This window comes from Candidatus Chromulinivoraceae bacterium, assembly GCA_035478595.1.
In the GTDB taxonomy this organism is placed as follows: Bacteria; Patescibacteriota; Saccharimonadia; order Saccharimonadales; family Saccharimonadaceae; genus CAMLKC01.
In genome coordinates, this window is sequence record DATIJL010000016.1 from 71241 (window position 1) to 87249 (window position 16009).

The 16009-nt window shown below is 45.2% G+C and carries 14 protein-coding genes and 1 tRNA gene; 6 read left to right on the forward strand and 9 right to left on the reverse strand.

What is annotated here, in order from left to right; genetic code table 11:
• The first annotated feature begins 50 nt into the window (after positions 1-50).
• Positions 51-1178, forward strand: coding sequence for a glycosyltransferase family 2 protein (locus VLG36_05135; GenBank protein HSW78157.1), 1128 nt, complete (start codon positions 51-53; stop codon positions 1176-1178).
• A 9-nt stretch (positions 1179-1187) separates the two neighbouring features.
• Here the strand turns inward: VLG36_05135 and VLG36_05140 are convergent, their stop codons facing one another.
• From VLG36_05140 to VLG36_05150, 3 genes are read right to left on the reverse strand one after another with little or no spacing between them, the layout of a single operon-like run.
• Positions 1188-2816, reverse strand: coding sequence for an ATP-binding protein (locus VLG36_05140; protein HSW78158.1), 1629 nt, complete (start codon positions 2814-2816; stop codon positions 1188-1190).
• A gap of 33 nt (positions 2817-2849) precedes the next feature.
• The gene (locus VLG36_05145; protein HSW78159.1) at positions 2850-3545 is read right to left on the reverse strand and encodes a SprT family zinc-dependent metalloprotease; all 696 of its coding nucleotides are present in this window, start codon (positions 3543-3545) and stop codon (positions 2850-2852) included.
• A gap of 11 nt (positions 3546-3556) precedes the next feature.
• The gene (locus tag VLG36_05150; protein HSW78160.1) at positions 3557-4150 is read right to left on the reverse strand and encodes an AAA family ATPase; all 594 of its coding nucleotides are present in this window, start codon (positions 4148-4150) and stop codon (positions 3557-3559) included.
• A 160-nt stretch (positions 4151-4310) separates the two neighbouring features.
• On the opposite strand from VLG36_05150, the gene VLG36_05155 reads away from it, so the two are divergent.
• Both VLG36_05155 and VLG36_05160 read left to right on the forward strand, forming a co-directional pair.
• Positions 4311-5657 carry a PKD domain-containing protein gene (locus VLG36_05155; protein ID HSW78161.1) on the forward strand — a complete coding sequence of 449 codons (1347 nt, stop codon included), beginning with the start codon at positions 4311-4313 and terminating at the stop codon, positions 5655-5657.
• 69 nt (positions 5658-5726) lie between these two features.
• Complete coding sequence (locus tag VLG36_05160) at positions 5727-6785, forward strand: DUF475 domain-containing protein (GenBank protein ID HSW78162.1); 1059 nt, start codon at positions 5727-5729, stop codon at positions 6783-6785.
• A gap of 1 nt (position 6786) precedes the next feature.
• Here the strand turns inward: VLG36_05160 and VLG36_05165 are convergent, their stop codons facing one another.
• The 3 genes from VLG36_05165 to VLG36_05175 are packed head-to-tail and all read right to left on the reverse strand — an operon-like array spanning position 6787 to position 9376.
• The gene (locus VLG36_05165) at positions 6787-7866 is read right to left on the reverse strand and encodes a winged helix DNA-binding domain-containing protein (protein ID HSW78163.1); all 1080 of its coding nucleotides are present in this window, start codon (positions 7864-7866) and stop codon (positions 6787-6789) included.
• The gene (locus VLG36_05170) at positions 7863-8435 is read right to left on the reverse strand and encodes an NUDIX domain-containing protein (GenBank protein ID HSW78164.1); all 573 of its coding nucleotides are present in this window, start codon (positions 8433-8435) and stop codon (positions 7863-7865) included. The genes VLG36_05165 and VLG36_05170 overlap by 4 nt, the downstream gene beginning before the upstream one ends.
• Positions 8432-9376 (reverse strand): DUF84 family protein, encoded by a 945-nt coding sequence (locus VLG36_05175; protein ID HSW78165.1) that lies wholly within the window; start codon positions 9374-9376, stop codon positions 8432-8434. Before VLG36_05175 ends, VLG36_05170 begins: the two co-directional genes overlap by 4 nt.
• A 95-nt stretch (positions 9377-9471) precedes the next feature.
• On the opposite strand from VLG36_05175, the gene VLG36_05180 reads away from it, so the two are divergent.
• Together VLG36_05180 and VLG36_05185 are read left to right on the forward strand one after the other, a co-directional pair.
• Positions 9472-9547: transfer RNA gene (locus VLG36_05180), tRNA-Trp, on the forward strand.
• 495 nt (positions 9548-10042) lie between these two features.
• Entirely contained in the window at positions 10043-10468 is a 426-nt protein-coding gene (locus tag VLG36_05185) for an HIT domain-containing protein (protein HSW78166.1), read from the forward strand.
• Between the two features lie 522 nt (positions 10469-10990).
• Here the strand turns inward: VLG36_05185 and alr are convergent.
• Positions 10991-12145: an alanine racemase gene (gene alr / locus VLG36_05190; GenBank protein HSW78167.1), complete on the reverse strand. Its 1155-nt coding sequence runs from the start codon at positions 12143-12145 to the stop codon at positions 10991-10993.
• Between the two features lie 69 nt (positions 12146-12214).
• Between alr and mgtA the strand changes: the two genes are divergently transcribed.
• Entirely contained in the window at positions 12215-14731 is a 2517-nt protein-coding gene (gene mgtA / locus VLG36_05195) for a magnesium-translocating P-type ATPase (protein HSW78168.1), read from the forward strand.
• Between the two features lie 8 nt (positions 14732-14739).
• Here the strand turns inward: mgtA and VLG36_05200 are convergent, their stop codons facing one another.
• Both VLG36_05200 and VLG36_05205 read right to left on the reverse strand, forming a co-directional pair.
• Complete coding sequence (locus VLG36_05200; protein HSW78169.1) at positions 14740-15180, reverse strand: hypothetical protein; 441 nt, start codon at positions 15178-15180, stop codon at positions 14740-14742.
• Positions 15181-15231: 51 nt separating this feature from the next.
• Entirely contained in the window at positions 15232-15924 is a 693-nt protein-coding gene (locus tag VLG36_05205; protein HSW78170.1) for a VIT family protein, read from the reverse strand.
• Positions 15925-16009: the final 85 nt, after the last annotated feature.

A 16009-nucleotide genomic window follows, 5' to 3' on the forward strand; every position in this document is an offset into this window, starting at 1 on the left:
GCCGACTACCGTTAGATCGTCAAGCGTGATACTATTAATCCATTGTGTTAATGGCTATTTTTCTTACCCTTGCCGGAATAATTATAATGTTCGCTACCTTTTTTGCGGTTCGTCTGGCATTATCACTTGGATCTATGCGACCTCACCTCACCAAGCCTCTCTCCTCGAAGGATCTCCCTACAGTCAGTGTTTGTATTCCCGCTCGCAATGAAAAACATGCGATGACTCAATGTCTCGAGCGAGTTCTTGCGAGTGATTACGAAAAATTAGAAGTTGTTGTTTTTGATGATAGTTCGGATGATGAAACATCGGTACTCATTCGTTCGTTTGCTCATGTTGGCGTACGTTTCGTACCAGGGACTGAACTACCCGGCGAATGGTTGGGACGAAACCGAGCACTTGATATCCTCGCACATGAAGCGAGTGGCGACTACATCGTATTTATGGATGTTGATACGTACATTACGGTTAACTCTATTACAAGGCTCATGAGCTACATGAAAACATCATCTAAAGATATGATATCAGTCATTCCTTCTCGTCAGGATGTGTGGCGCATGAGCGTTCTCTTTAGTCCTTTGCGATACTTTTGGCAACTGATCCTCTCTCATAAAACAATCCCTTCAGCATCAGGCGCTTTGTGGATAACTGACCGTGAACAGCTTTTAAGCTTTGGCGGTCTTGCTCGTTTCAAACACGAAGTGCAAGCTGAAACTAAACTTGCGACATTATTTAGTAGTACATATCAATGTCTTGTTGATGCTGGCCTATTCGGCGTGAGTTATGAAAAGAAATGGAGCTCACAGCTTGAAACAAGTCGCCGGCTGCTCTATCCGACAATGCGAGGTTGGAGAGCTCCACTCGCTTTAGCGACGCTTTTGACTCTTAATATTCCAACGGTTGTACTATTGAGTGCGTTTATGACTGGTTGGACGAGCCTGCAGTATGTATTCGGCCTTGTCCTTATAGCTTTTATGGCACTTTACAGTATGTACACTCATATTGTGTGGCGACAGAACTGGTGGCTTGGAGGTCTATTGTGGCCTATTATAATAGCACAAGAACTTATGCTATTTGTATGGAGTGTAGAGGGCTATATGCGCCATTCTATTACGTGGAAGGGTCGTCCTATTGCTGCACCGATTACGCAAACAGAACGACTCGAAATTGAACGTTAAACCCCTTGTCTAAACTTCGTCAGCTGCTGGTAGTTGTATATCAAAAGTAGAGCCATGGTTTAGGCGACTCTTAAAACTAATCCTAGTGTTGAGTTTCCGTGCCAACTTAGCTGCTACATAAAGGCCTAGGCCAGTGCCGCTTGTCTCACGAGTGCGGTAATCCTCTGAGCGAAAGAATTTATTAAAGATTTTTGTCTGGTCGCTCTTGCTGATACCAATACCCGTATCTTGTACTGAAAACGATACAATATTGTCTTTGCGCTTTACAGCCAAAGTTATACTTCCCTCTTTTGTGTATTTAAGCGAATTTGTAATAAAGTTCTGTAGCAGCTCTTTAAGATAAAGTCGGCTAACGGTGACGTGGCCAAGGTGAGTGTCGAGATCGAGGTCAAAATGTAACTTGTGGAGTTTTGCTTGTGGTGCGTACTCGTTATAAAGATCTTCAACTAACGCCCTCACGTCAATATCCTCTGGCGTATCAGCTATACCACGTTCTGCACGCGATAGTGTACTTAGATCATTTACCATTTTAGACAGATATATTACTTGGTCGTGTGCTGTGTTAATGGCTTCTTTTAATACCACCTCACCGATATCTGGTCGTTCCATCATCAGTTGTACGTTACTGATCGTTCCTTCGGCAATAGTGATTGGCGTACGAAGCTCGTGGCTTACAACGCTAATAAACTCATCACGTTCTTCTTCAAGACTTTTAGCCTTTGTGACATCTCGAACAATAACGATATAACCATCCTTGGGGTGTCGGCCGCTCTTGCGGCTATAGCTACTTCTAATGGGAGAGAACGTCACTTCAAGGCGTAGGGTCTCATCCTCTAGCGGCATAGTAAGATCATCGCGTACGGTAACACTTTGGGAATTTTTTAGTAGTTCAAATAGACTGACCTGCTTATCTTTGCTTTCATATAACTTCAAGATTTCATCTATATGATGGCCATTGAGACTATTATTAGTGTCCAATAGGTTAAGCGAGGCGGCGTTGTATACACGAATGATACCATCTTCGTCAGTGCTTAATACTGCATCGGCTAGGTTATTTACGATAGTTAGAATACGATCACGCTGAAGCGACTCGAGTGCCTTACTACGAGATAACTCTGCACCGTCTATCTCTTGAATACGGGCAATTGCTACAGCTGTAAGACCAACTAACAATACGGCGGAAATAGTCAAAATGTTAGTAAGAAGGATCGTATTGTTATGTAGATGCACCAGAACATCTAATTCTCCGATTAGTAGGAATGAGAGCACGCTGAGCCGTAGCCCGATTTTGCCAAAATACGCATAAGCAGCTAAAAACAAAAGTACCCATGTTGCAATAAACGGATTGGCGAACCCCGAGACATAAATGATATAAATCGCTGAGAGCATGTGATATACGGCGAAACGGAAGCCCGATAGTTTCCAGCTGGTTGCAGGGTATAAAAATTGCAACAAACCTAAAAACGCCCAAGGGATCATCAGTCCGAAAAATAATACGTCATTGACGTAATGTGAGCTGTCTACCAGGTGATAGTGAACAAATATGCCATAAACAAACAGAATAAGTGGCATAACAAGACCAGCAAATCGCATCACTTGTGCTGTGCGTTGATTTATAACTGCCCCACCTTTATGCATATTGCCTTTATTATACAGACACGCTTATGGTTTTTAAATAGATGGCGTCTCTTTTTTGAGGCTTCGGCGATGCGCCTTGTAGTGAGGGTCGACTGTTTCGACCACATTCCAGAATTCTGTTGAGTGATTCATGTGCACAGTATGGCTTAGCTCATGTATAAGCACGTAGTCGATAAGCTCAAACGGGAGTTTCATGAGCGCAATGTTGAGGCTTATGGTGCCATTGGAGCTGCAACTTCCCCAGCGACCGCTAGCATGTGAAAATCTAACTTTTTCGTAGTCGTAACCACCATGCTGAGCCAGATATGCGAGACGCTTTGTAAGGTAGCTTTTTGCTTCGATGCGGAGTGCCTCGATGACGGTATCGCGAATAGCGCGCGACACCTCGATGTCATCAATCGTCCGGTCAGCCGGTACGGAGGCGATGATCTGCTGGCCGTGTCGAGAGACTGTGGTTTTAGCAGATGTCGTCTGTCGTACAATAAGCGTATGACTCTTACCTATCTGCATGCCATGTTCAAAGGTTGTATCGCTCGATTGTTCAGCAAGCATGGCACGAAGCTGTGGCCTGGATGATTTGATAAGGCGCTTAACTAAAAATATAGGTGCATAGAGTGGTAGCGAAGCGCGCAATCTTCCGTCAGGTGCAATACGAATACGCACGTGTGAGGCCTTGGCACTCCGACGAAGTGTAATCGTTCCGAATTCATCATCTGTAATTGTAGGCAAGTAGCTGTCCTCTACCGAATCGTTATACTACGTCGGCCGGGCTTCTCTGAATCGGGGCGAACAGGTGCGGCAGTATGGCGGGAAATGGATGCGCGGGGCTCGGTGAGCTTTTTTAATATGACTTTAGCCTGAGTTGCGTAGGTGTGCTTGCCACTTAGAACAACTGGCTTTTCTATTGCGGTTGGCGCAGAGAAGCGGCGTACCAAGTGATCATACTCCGCAGGCGTGAGTGACCGACTCGAACCAACTTTGCTAAGTTTTAACGTACGACTTTTGGCTGTTACGGGGTCGGTCTGAACCCACACTAAGAGAGTACAGTAGCCGGCGGCCACTGCCCTACGAGTGAGTTCACCACGTGCCACGCGTGTATCGGCAAAACCGTCTACTATAATAGATTGCTGAGTTTTTAGAAGCTCATCGAGCTGGTCATATGCGATTGCGTCGACGGCCTCAGTATCTTTTTGAAAATGTATTGCGATTTTTTCACGACATACATATGGCGCACGGAATGTGTCAGCGAATTTTTCAGCAAAAAAAGACTTACCACTACCCGGGACGCCTACCATAATAATCATGTGCGGTTTAGTAAGGCTCAGCGATTTCATATATGTCATTATAACAAAAATGCATATCTAATAACACTCAAGCTGCACACTGCACCGCTTATGGTTAGAAAAACTAGCTACAAAGTTGACATTTTACAAAATCTATGCTAATGTAGCGACAAACTAAGGCTTGTGGAGAGCCAAAGGGAGGATTAAAAGCGTGAAGAGGTTTTATGCGTCATTGGCGGCGCTAACGGTAGCGATCGCAGGATTTCTACTGTTAAACGTAGTAAACGGCACGTCAAACGCGGCATTGCCACGTGACTGTGATAATAACTCAATTATTTTTTGTGGTGGTATTACGCCTAGTGAGCTCGCTTCACGCTACACTGCAAACAAAACGGGTGATCTAGCGACCGTTTACCACTCGTACGGTCTTAGTGACCACGAGATGACTCACGCTGGCACTAGCGCTAAAATGGGTGAAATCCACCGTGATGGAAGAGTTACGGTAAATGGCGAGGTTGTCGCTACTGGTGCAACGAGCATTGGCCGTGAGCAGCTCTATGCAAACCGCACTAAAGTAAAGATTGGTAGTAGGTACTACTACGAAGGTTCACCTGAATATAGCTATGCTAAGGGTGTTGAATCGATCGTTGCGTATGTATTCTTTGATCAGAACGGTAATTTCAAGGCTGCGGTTATGACCTCATGTGGCAACCCAGTCCATGCTCACCCTAAGCCAAAGCCAGAATATGCCTGTAATGCTTTGACAGCGGACAAGATCAGCCGTACAGAGCGTAAGTTTGCTGCCAGTGCAAGTGCCAAGAACGGTGCAGCAGTTGCAAGCTATACTTATGACTTTGGTGACGGTACTAAACAGACTTCAAATGCAGCTACGGTTAACCACACTTATAGCAAGCCAGGTACGTATACCGCTAAGCTAACGGCAAACATTAACGTCGACGGTCAAACAAAGGCTATAACGGGTGCAAATTGTCAGACTACCTTTACGATTGAGACTCCGCCCCCAACACCCGTTTATACTTGTGACAGTCTAACTCCAAATAAGATTAGTCGTACAGAGTATGCCTTTACCGGTAAAGCAACTGCAGAAGGCGGAGCACAGGTCGTAGGTTACAACTTTGACTTTGGTGATGGTAGCTCACAAACAGTTGCCAACCCAAATAATGTCGCACACACCTACACGACTAATGGTGACAAAACGATTACGATGACTGTAACCTTTATGGTAAACGGTGAGACTAAGACTGTTGGTGATATTGAGAAGTGTGTCGCGCACATCACTGTCGTTCCTGAAAACATGGTACAAGTATGTAACCCTGCAACAGGTCAAACCATTACGGTTAATGAAAGTGATCAGGGCAAGTACAAGCCCGTCGGTGACATAGCATGTCAGCCTACCACACCTACTCCTCCTGAACTTCCACACACTGGTCCTGCCGACTTTATCGGTGGCGCTGTAGGCCTAGGCTCACTTATCGCATCGATTGGCTACTATGTAGCCAGTCGTCGCGGACTCCTCGCCCAGTTGCTTGGACGCTAAACAGACAACCTAGCAAAATACGAAAGACTCCTCACATCTAGTGAGGAGTCTTTCGTGTATACTATATTCATGTCTGTAACTCACCGTCACGCCTCTCCTAAAGTCTTTATCACGTCAGCAATTCTTACCGTGGTTATATTAGGGCTTGTGTTTGCCTATCTTGGCCTACAAGCTGCACTTATTGTTGCGACTCTTATGATTATTGAAATTACGTTCAGCTTTGATAACGCCATTATTAACGCCAAGACACTTACCAAAATGAGCCCACTTTGGCAGCGTATGTTTATGACCGTCGGTATTTTTATTGCAGTGTTTGGGATGAGGGTTGTCTTCCCTATTCTCATTGTGATGGCAACGGCCGGGTTAGCGTGGGGTGATGTTATCCACCTTGCGCTTCAGGAGCCTGATAAATATGCCGAGGCGCTACGTCATGCTCACCCAAGTATTGCAGCGTTCGGCGGGCTCTTTTTACTTACCTTGGCGCTGCATTTCTTTTTTGATGCTACACGTAAAACTCGTTGGCTTCACCACATTGAAAAACCGTTACAAGAGGCTAGTCATCGCGGTATCCACGTACTTGTTAGTACCATTGCACTAGGTATTATCGTAATTTTGCCGATGAACCATCATCAGTCTGAAACGCTGACCGCTGGTGCAATTGGGATCGTCACCTATATATTAATTCATGGTATTTCAGAACTGTTTACCCTGCAGCACGAACGCGCAGAAAAACATGCGGGTAAAAAAATGCAGTCAGGCCTTGTAGCAGGTCTTGCTTCGTTTATTTACCTAGAGGTGCTCGATGCGAGTTTTAGTTTTGACGGAGTCATCGGTGCTTTCGCGGTTACAAAAGATGTGCTTTTGATTGCGGCCGGTCTAGGCATCGGCGCATTGTGGGTTCGATCATTGACGCTTTTCATCGTGCACCGTAAAGTCCTCAACACATACCGGTACCTTGAGCATGCCGCCCACTACGTTATCGGCGCACTAGCTATTACGCTTCTGATTGGTTTGTTCGTAGAAATACCAGAAATGTACGTTGGTATTCTAGGTCTACTTGTTATTGCCGCTGCCGTTGTAAGTTCAATCAAGGACAATAAGAAAGACGGCTTGTCGGCCGTCGTATGATCTATCGTTCTGCAATCACCCAATCCGTCGTAAGTCCTGCATAGCGTTCATATCTTCTTATGGCTTGGTCGATTGATTCTTCCTGCGTCTTTGTGAGGGATTCAAACGGTAGAATGGTGAGTCTTTGGCTATTTACGTGCGTCACGCGTTTCCACGTTCCTAGAATCTGACCGTCAATAACAAGTGTAGGGAGGAACATGCCATTATTACCGGGCACAATGTGCTGCGAGTGCATCTCGGCAAGGCTAGCCGACCTATCTTTATAGCCAAGTATAAACTCGTCAAAACCAGGTAAAAGATATGTTTGGATTGGGGCAGAAGTAAGCTGCGAACTAAACCAATATTCAATACCATCAACTGTCTCGCTTATAAGTGACACCTTGGCAAGTTCAAGCCCTAGTTTAGCATTGCCCATTGTCATAAAGCTCCAGCCTGCAAAATCCTTAAGACTGGCTGGCCCATGGCTAGTAAAGTACCTCTTGGCAAGCTCAGCGAGTGCTTCATCTTTTTGTCTCGGAGGTGTCGGCGCGATCCATTCGTCCATTAGCACAAAGGTTGGCTGCTTGTCTTCATGGGGGCCAAAACATAACAGTGTTTGTTCTGCAAAGTAGTGAATAATATGAATGCCGCGCTGTCCGGCGGTCGAGATTCCGTGCTGATCTAACACATCACAAAGGGCGTTTCGCGTCAAACTCTTCCCTCCGGCCAGTGCATTACTAATGACTTCTTGGCTTTTAGCGAGTACATCGTCGTCGATTTCAAGTATTTTGCGCCTACCTGCTGCTGAGGCAACCGCACGCGGTGCAAGTAAATTTACCATCCATCTGGCATCCTCTGCGGCAACAAAGTGCAATGTTCCTCGCATTGGCCAGGTACGAATGATCTTACGATCGGCAATTGCTTGCTCAACATCTCTTTGAGTTAGATTTTGCGATCGTAGGGCGATTGACCACAAAGCTCCCGGATAATCTTGCGCCTGTAAGGCAAGAAGATGCCTTACTACGTCCTCTGCGGTTGTAAAATCCGACTGAGTGATATGTTGGGCGCTAAGCCGCATACGTGCAATGTCTTCTCGGGTCATATCAGTACCCATGCGTTAAGTAGTGGCTTTATTTTTGTGATAAACCTATGAAGCTCTGGATCAAATAGAGAAGATGGGCCTGCTAAAATATCATCAATTTTCCACCAACGGACTTCGTTAAATTTATTATCCTCAATAGTAAGTGGCGTGTTCTCATCTGCCTGTAACAAGTACCACAGTGATACGTCGGTATGCTGCCCCTGGCCATTGGTTGTAGTAACAGTGATAAAATGAGGCACTTGTCCACCTAAAAATGGCGCCACAAACCCAAGCTCTTCTTCGCATTCGCGTTGTGCAGTTTCGGCCGGATCTTCGTTCGGATCAACATGTCCGCCAGCAGGTACCCATAATTTTGCAAGCAGATGATCCTGTAAAAGCATTTTATTCGTTTTGGGATCAACAATGGCAAAATAACTTACCAGATGCATAGGTGGAACATCTGGTTTTTGGATGCGGTAAATAGGCTCGTCGCCAGCAAGCCATCCGATAACCTGTCGCTGGTCGGTACCTTCACGCTCATCAAGCGGAGTAATGGTGCTCACGAGCTTCGTCAGTTCTTCTCGACTCACTTCGTTTCTCCTATTAGCTGTGCTGCTACATTAAAGATCGCTGTTTCAACAAGTTGCAGACGATTTACTTTTCCGCCAGTAAAGAATGGGAAAGGGTCTTTGAGGTTTGAACCATATTCTTGCTGCACAAGAACACCAAGATCTGGATAGACAGATGGAATTTTGTCGGTCATTTCGCGTGGATATTCAAGCTCTACATTGACGCCTACTTTTCGTGGCTCACCTATCTTCTCAAATACCACGACCGTACTACTGAATGAGTTGTGGTTGGGGTGCACTTGATATAGCCCACTCTCAACTGTCGCAAGATAGGTAGGGCTAGGACTCTTCCCTTTTGTCGCAATCTCTAATGCGTCGTGACGATTGTTTGCCCCTTCGTATGTTTCTTCGATATTTTGTGGCTGCTCGGAGACGCTTGATTCAGTTGGAAGTGGGAGCACTTGTGTTTTAATGCCCGCCTTACGCATGCCACGGCTGACTGCGCTAAGTTTGATGGGGCTTTTACTACTCACATACGTTGCTGGCAAGCTTTTAAAGTATTGATCAATTTGGATAACGTCGCCGTCAATAACAATAGGCTGCATGCCGAGGATTTCATCGGCATAGCTGAGATCTGGCGCCGGTCGAAGGAGGAATATTTCGATATTTTGCTGGTAAGCAAACGCCATCTCCATGAGAGTATTGCCACCAATATAGCCCGCAACGCCCTTCTTTGCTTCGTTGTAAATAAACACCGCATCTGACTCGGTAATTTTGTCTAAGTGTTCCTTTATGAGAGTATTCTTAAGGCTTGCTCGCTCGGCATCCGAAAGTATATGATAGTCCACCTCACCTTCTCGTGGATTTGGAATATCAACTTCATAGCCAGCTTGGGCCAAGATTTTTTCCGCTTCTCTCATTCCTTCAATATGGTGCATTGATCCACAAATCGTCAGTTTCATATTATTAGCATACAATGATCTGCATTTCGAATGCGTTGTATTTTACATATTCTTCTCTTGAGGCGGCGGTATGGTATAATGAATTTCGTACATAAAGGGGCATAGCTCAGTTGGTAGAGCACTGGTCTCCAAAACCAGGTGTCGTAGGTTCGAGTCCTGCTGCCCCTGCCAAGCATAAGTACAATAGAAAGTCCTATTTCAAGGGCTTTTTGTTATTATAGGTCTATGATGAAAATGCGAGGATTCAACAAGAGACTATCTCCTAGAACTCTCATAGTAGTAGCGGCTATTTCGCTTATCGGAATTAGTATTAATGCATTCCTGCTAGGCGCTAACATAACAAATAAGCCGAAAGCCTCGAGTTATTCAGGATGCGTAGATGCGACTCTTCATTCAGATGGAATAGTTGAGGAAGCAGATCTAAGCTGTACGATGAAATATCAAGGAGCGTTAGATACTTGGGGTCGTGTGAATTACACGTACGGTATATTTGTTGTCTTACTGATAAGTATACTATTTGCTAACGTTTTCATAGCTAATCATAAAATACGTAAAAACCGACGGAGCAAACATTAATAGTTGCGATGTGTGTCCAAGAGAGGCTGCCATAGTATTTATGTTTTAAATACACTTCGTTCATGGAGTCTATTTTGATATAATTGCTCCATGTTTGGATCAGTCTTCACTACACTTCCCGAGATAGCCGATCGCACGTTCGACGAAAATGACTTAGCTTTCGCATTCTTAACAAAACAACCAATTACTCCTGGGCATTCGTTAATAGCTCCTAAGAGAGTCGTTGATAAATTCAGTGATCTGACGAACGCCGAGGAGCTTGCTATTCTTGATCTTGCTAAAAAAGTCAGACTTAAGCTTGAGAGTGTATTTCACGCAGAAGGCTTTAACTATGCTTGGAATGAAGGCAAAGAATATGGACAATCCGTCCCTCACTTTCATTTACATATAGTTCCACGAAGTAAACAAGACACCGGGATTACGGAATACGAGCCGCGTCAATTCTTGTATCGTCCTGGCAGCCGAGAAGACTCACCTGAAAACGAATTGAAGACCATTGCCGAATCATTGCGATAGCGTAGAGAAGTCCTAAATATGTCTATGTCACGAGGTGCTCTCAAATAGCATATACGTTGAAAAAATACGAGGCAAGGCTAGAAGAAATTCTTACGATCAATAAAAAGAAGTAATAACTAGGCAGCACAAGGAGACGTCAACTTTCGAAGTCCTTAGTCATCCCAGCTCAAGACAGACTATACAAAACGTACTATTTATGGTAATATAATAATAACATCTGTCCCCTTCTCTAGGAGAACTCATGCGTGTTGTTTGGACTATTCTATCGCTCGTAGGTGCTTGGGTGAGCTTCAACGCGTTGAAGCTGGCGCTGACCGCCGCTTCCAACCCTCCGCCCAACCTCCCCTATGAGGACCGCACACAGTACGTGAACGTAGCCTGGGTAGGGCTCGTCGTCCTGGTGGCGTTGACGACCGGCTCAATCTACAAGGCGGTTCGTTCATTCAAGAAGAGGTGATGATGCGCCCCGCAACTTTGTAGGCAGTAGTCCCGTGAAGTTGCGGGGCTATTTGCTTTTGTATACTAAGGAATGAGTACACGTCGCACGTCACCGCTGAGCGCGGTTAAAAGACTATAGTTAAATAGTGCGTGGTCATGGGCAATGAAGTCGACGGTGGTTCTATCGCCCGTAGTGTTACTAAATATCTCAACGACATCACCTACTTTTGCGGGTATTCCGTCAAGATTGATCATTGTATGGTTCATACACACCCTGCCCACGATAGGTGCGTAGCGATGCCCGATTTTAATAAGCCCTACATTGCTTAATGCACGCGGCACGCCTTCGTAATAACCGGCAGGAATAATGCCAAGTTTCATCTTCTTTGGGGCTTTATAGGTATAGTTATAGCTCACGCCATCACCCTTTTCTAATAGAATGACTTTAGTAACAGTACTCGTGAAACACAGGACGGGTTTAAGATCGTGTAGATTTTTATAGAAAGGGCTTGTAGCCGAAAACGGATTAATTCCATAAAGTCCTATTCCTAGCCGCATGGCGTTAGCATACTTTGAATGGACTTTTAGACTTCCGGCAGTCTGCGCAACGTGAAACAGTGTCGGCTTTCCGCCGGCATCCAGTACCGTCTCTACACATTCATCGAACAAGGTTACGGCCGCATCTACCGTCATAGAGTCTTCACCATCACTATCTGCCAGATGGCTCATAACCCCCTCTAGGTGCAGGTTCGGGTACGATAAGATAAGACGTACAAGTGCGTTGATCTCTGTACGCCTTACCCCGTAACGATTCATGCCAGTATTACACTCAAGATGAACTTTTATGGACTTACCGGTAGCCCCTAGGGCGTCGACAGTAGTAACATCCTGCACTACAAACGTAAAATCATCGTATTTCATACGGCCAAAGTTTATCGGAGAGATCGCCCCCATAACCAACACAGGCTGTTTGCTTACCTCACGAATGCGTAAAGCCTCAAAATAGCCATCGACGGCAATGTACGGAATATTAACATCTTTGAGCGACTGCGTAACGAGTGCCAGGCCATGTCCATATGCGTTCCCTTTCAATACAGGGATGATTTGCTTATCTGTCAAAGACGAAAAAAGTGATAAATTATGCCTGATAGCTGACTGCGAAACTTCGATTTGATTTTGTGGAATAAAATCTTGTTCGAATTGCCGTATGAATGAGTCAATAGATTTTCTAATAGACATGCTTATATTATACCTCTTGGACTCTACTACTACTTTGTAAATGACACAGAGATGTCTATAATGAAGCTTATGATTGACCTCTCTCTCGTAAAGCTTTACCAAAGCGCTCCTCAGGATATCCTAGCCGCAGTAAATTCGACCGATGGCGGGCTCAGTGCGGCTGAGGCCGAGGATCGTTTGAAGTTATACGGACTTAATAGTATTAGAAGTAAGAAGTTCAATGTCTGGAAGTTATTATGGCGACAGATCGGCGGCAACCCGCTTGTTATCATTCTTGCCTCTGCTACGGCTATATCGTATGCCACAGGTCAACACACGAGTGCATATTATATATTTGGCATGATTGTACTCAGTGCTGGTCTTGGATTTTGGAATGAGTTTGCCGCCGAACGTACGGTTCGTGACCTCTTAAAGCAAGTAGCGCTGATGGCTATTGTTAGTCGTGACGGTAAAAAAATGGAAGTTCCAGTACCCGAGCTCACGATTGGTGACGTGGTGTTTTTATCGCCGGGCTCTATTGTACCTGCCGACATGCGCCTACTCGAGGCTGAAAACCTAGAGCTAAACCAGTCGGCATTGACGGGAGAATCAAAAACCGTCTACAAGATGTCACGCGCTTTTACTGGGCAACCACAAGGTCTCAACGACTATACTAACATCGCATTTATGAGCACAACCGTGGCAAGCGGATTTGGTAAAGGTGTTGTTGTTGCTATAGGAAAAGAGACCGAATTCGGAAAAATAGCGCATGTAGCCTCGTTTATTAAGCCTGAAACAGAATTTCAGAAGGGATTACGCAAATTTGGCGAACTAATCGTAAAAGTCATTCTAATATTAACAGTAGCTATTTTTGGCATTAATTTTTTCCTGGGCCATGCGTTTATCGACTCGCTATTGTTTGCTCTTGCTATTGCAGTTGGCCTAACGCCTGAGTTATTACCGATTATTGTGACTATCAGCTTGTCACATGGTGCGGGAAAGCTTGCAAAAAAACATGTGATTTCTAAGCAGCTCATCGCTATTGAAAATCTTGGCAATATGGATATCCTCTGTACAGATAAAACCGGTACGCTAACTGAAGGACGTATCGTCGTAACAGGCACGTGGGGCTCTAACGGCAAAGAAGATCCCGATCTTATTGTTGCTGGCATTACATGCAATACGGCCATCCATCACCATAAAATTGTAGGTAACGCTATTGATGTTGCGCTCTGGGAAGCCGCAGACAAAGATCACATTAAGCCAGATGCTGGATCAAAAAAAGTATTCGAAGAGCCGTTTGATTACGAACGTCGCGCGATGTTTTGCGTAGTAGAAGAGCATGGCACACGCACGCTCATCGCAAAGGGTTCGCCAGACGCAATTTTAGCTCTATGTTCCAAGGAAGAGACGGAAGCGGCACATAAAAAAGTACAAGAATTTAATGAAAATGGACTGCGTCTTGTTGCTATTGCGACTAAAACCGTTCCAGCGAAAAAAGACTACGACTGGAAAGACATGGAGCACGCAACGTTTGACGGCTTTATCACATTTTTGGATGTTCCTAAAAAAACAGTTGCTTCCTCCATCAATAAAATGGAGAACCTTGGCGTTGAGCTTAAAATCGTAACGGGCGACAGCGACTTGGTCACAAAACATATCTGCGAGGAAGTTGGGGTGCCCGTTAAGGGCATCATTACTGGCGCTGATCTCATGAAACTAAGTAACACCGAGCAAACAAAAATCGTCCAAGAGTATACGGTTTTTGCCCGTGTATCACCAAGTCAAAAATTGCATATTATTGAATTACTTCGAGCTGCAGGGCACACAGTGGGCTATATGGGAGACGGTATTAACGATATTCCAGCGCTCCATAGTGCGGATGTTGGTATTTCAGTCAATACAGCTGTAGACGTTGCTAAGGATGCTGCACCTATTGTATTGCTGCGTAAGGGGCTGGATGTTATAGCAGAAGGAATTGTCGAAGGTCGTCGCACCTTTAGCAATACCATCAAATACATCTTGATGGGAACGAGCTCCAATTTTGGTAATATGTTTTCGGCTGCCGGTGCTTCGTTCTTTTTGCCGTTTTTACCAATGAGTCCAAGTCAGATTTTATTGAACAACACCCTGTACGATGTATCACAAGTGAGCATCCCAACTGATAACGTTGATCCCGAATCTCTTCGAAAGCCGCGTCACTGGGATATTAAGTTTATCAAATACTACATGCTCTTTTTTGGGCCGATAAGCTCTATTTACGACTTTTTAACCTTTGGCATGATGCTTTGGGTTTTCCATTCAGGACAGCAACTTTTCCAAACCGGCTGGTTTGTAGAATCACTCGCAACACAAGTACTAGTGGTATTTATTATTCGTACGTCACGCGTGCCGTTTTACAAAAGTAGGCCAAGCAAGTGGCTCACCATTACATGTTTGAGTGTTGTCGCATTGGGCCTTCTGCTGCCCTACTCCCCATTATCGGAGAGCTTAGGGTTTCAGATGCTGCCGCCGTTTTACTTTGCCTGTCTACTTTTGCTCGTTGGTACATACCTGTTGCTGGTTATGTACCTACGCAAAAAGTTCTTGCTACGGTTTGCCGTCTAACGCCGTGTCTACGAAGCAAAGATTGTAACAAAGCAAATCGCAAGAACAGCTAGTTGAGTGGCGACACCGGCCAGCGAGCTGACTTCGCGCTGGATTTTGCAGTGCCAGTCCCAATATTTAGTTACAAGATCGGTTCTCAAGCGCGGGAACAGGATCGTTACAACATCAAGATCAGGTGCACTGGCAAAAATAGCACCCAACACAATGTCGAGTCCGCGTTCTGGCTGCAGGTACAGCGCCAACGATATAATGGCAAGCCCTAACCCTATATCAAGTGGAATACGAAGATACGTTTTCCACGTAGGGTGATACGGGGCCATTGTTTCCTGCCAGTGTGGGATGCTGTCGAGTAGAAAATGGCTTGCTATAGCTGCAGGCACCACAAGAAGCGGTTCTCCTAGGACAATACCGAGTGTGACTCCGGTTGCGATATGCGGGGCAACAAGCATGTTACTACTGTACTCTTTTCTATTTTGTTTCGCGAGTTCTTTGCTAGGGGGCTAGATACCCGAAACGCCGAACAAGATGCCGACACCATACGTAGCGGCCATAGCGATTGCGCCACCAGCTACAACTCGAAGGGTAGCTCGGATAGGATTTGCACCTCCTACTTTTGCACTTAACATACCAGTAATAGCCAATGCAATAATAACGGATGTAAAAGCCACGGGTACGCGGTACGTTGCTGGTGGGAGGAGGATGGCAACAATTGGCACAATAGAGCCTACAGTAAAGGAGGCGGCAGAAGCTACTGCAGCATGCCATGGGTTTGTAAGGTCATCTGGGTCAATGCCAAGCCTTGCATCTGCATGAGCCCTAAAAGCATCATGAGCACTAAGTTCTGAGGCAACCTGAGCGGCTGTAGTCGAAGAAAGACCCTTCGCTTCGTAAATTGCGGCGAGTTCTTGTATTTTTTCGTCTGGGCTATTATTAATCTCATGATTTTGACGATCAAGAAGCGCACGTTCAGAGTCTCTCTGGCTGCTTACCGAAACATATTCGCCTACAGCCATAGACAAAGCGCCTGCTACAATCCCGGCTGTACCAGCGGTAAATATAAAACTGGCCGAATTTGATGCACCAGCGACACCAACAACAAGACCTGCGATCGAAACGATACCATCATTAGCACCCAATACAGCGGCTCGTAACCAATTTAATTTTTGATTTGAACGTTCATTTTTTTCAGTCATATGCTCTGATACCTACAATTAGTTAGTAAAATAAAGAGGTCAAGCTCTTATGTGATTCATCGGGTTGTTCAATACTCAACGCGTG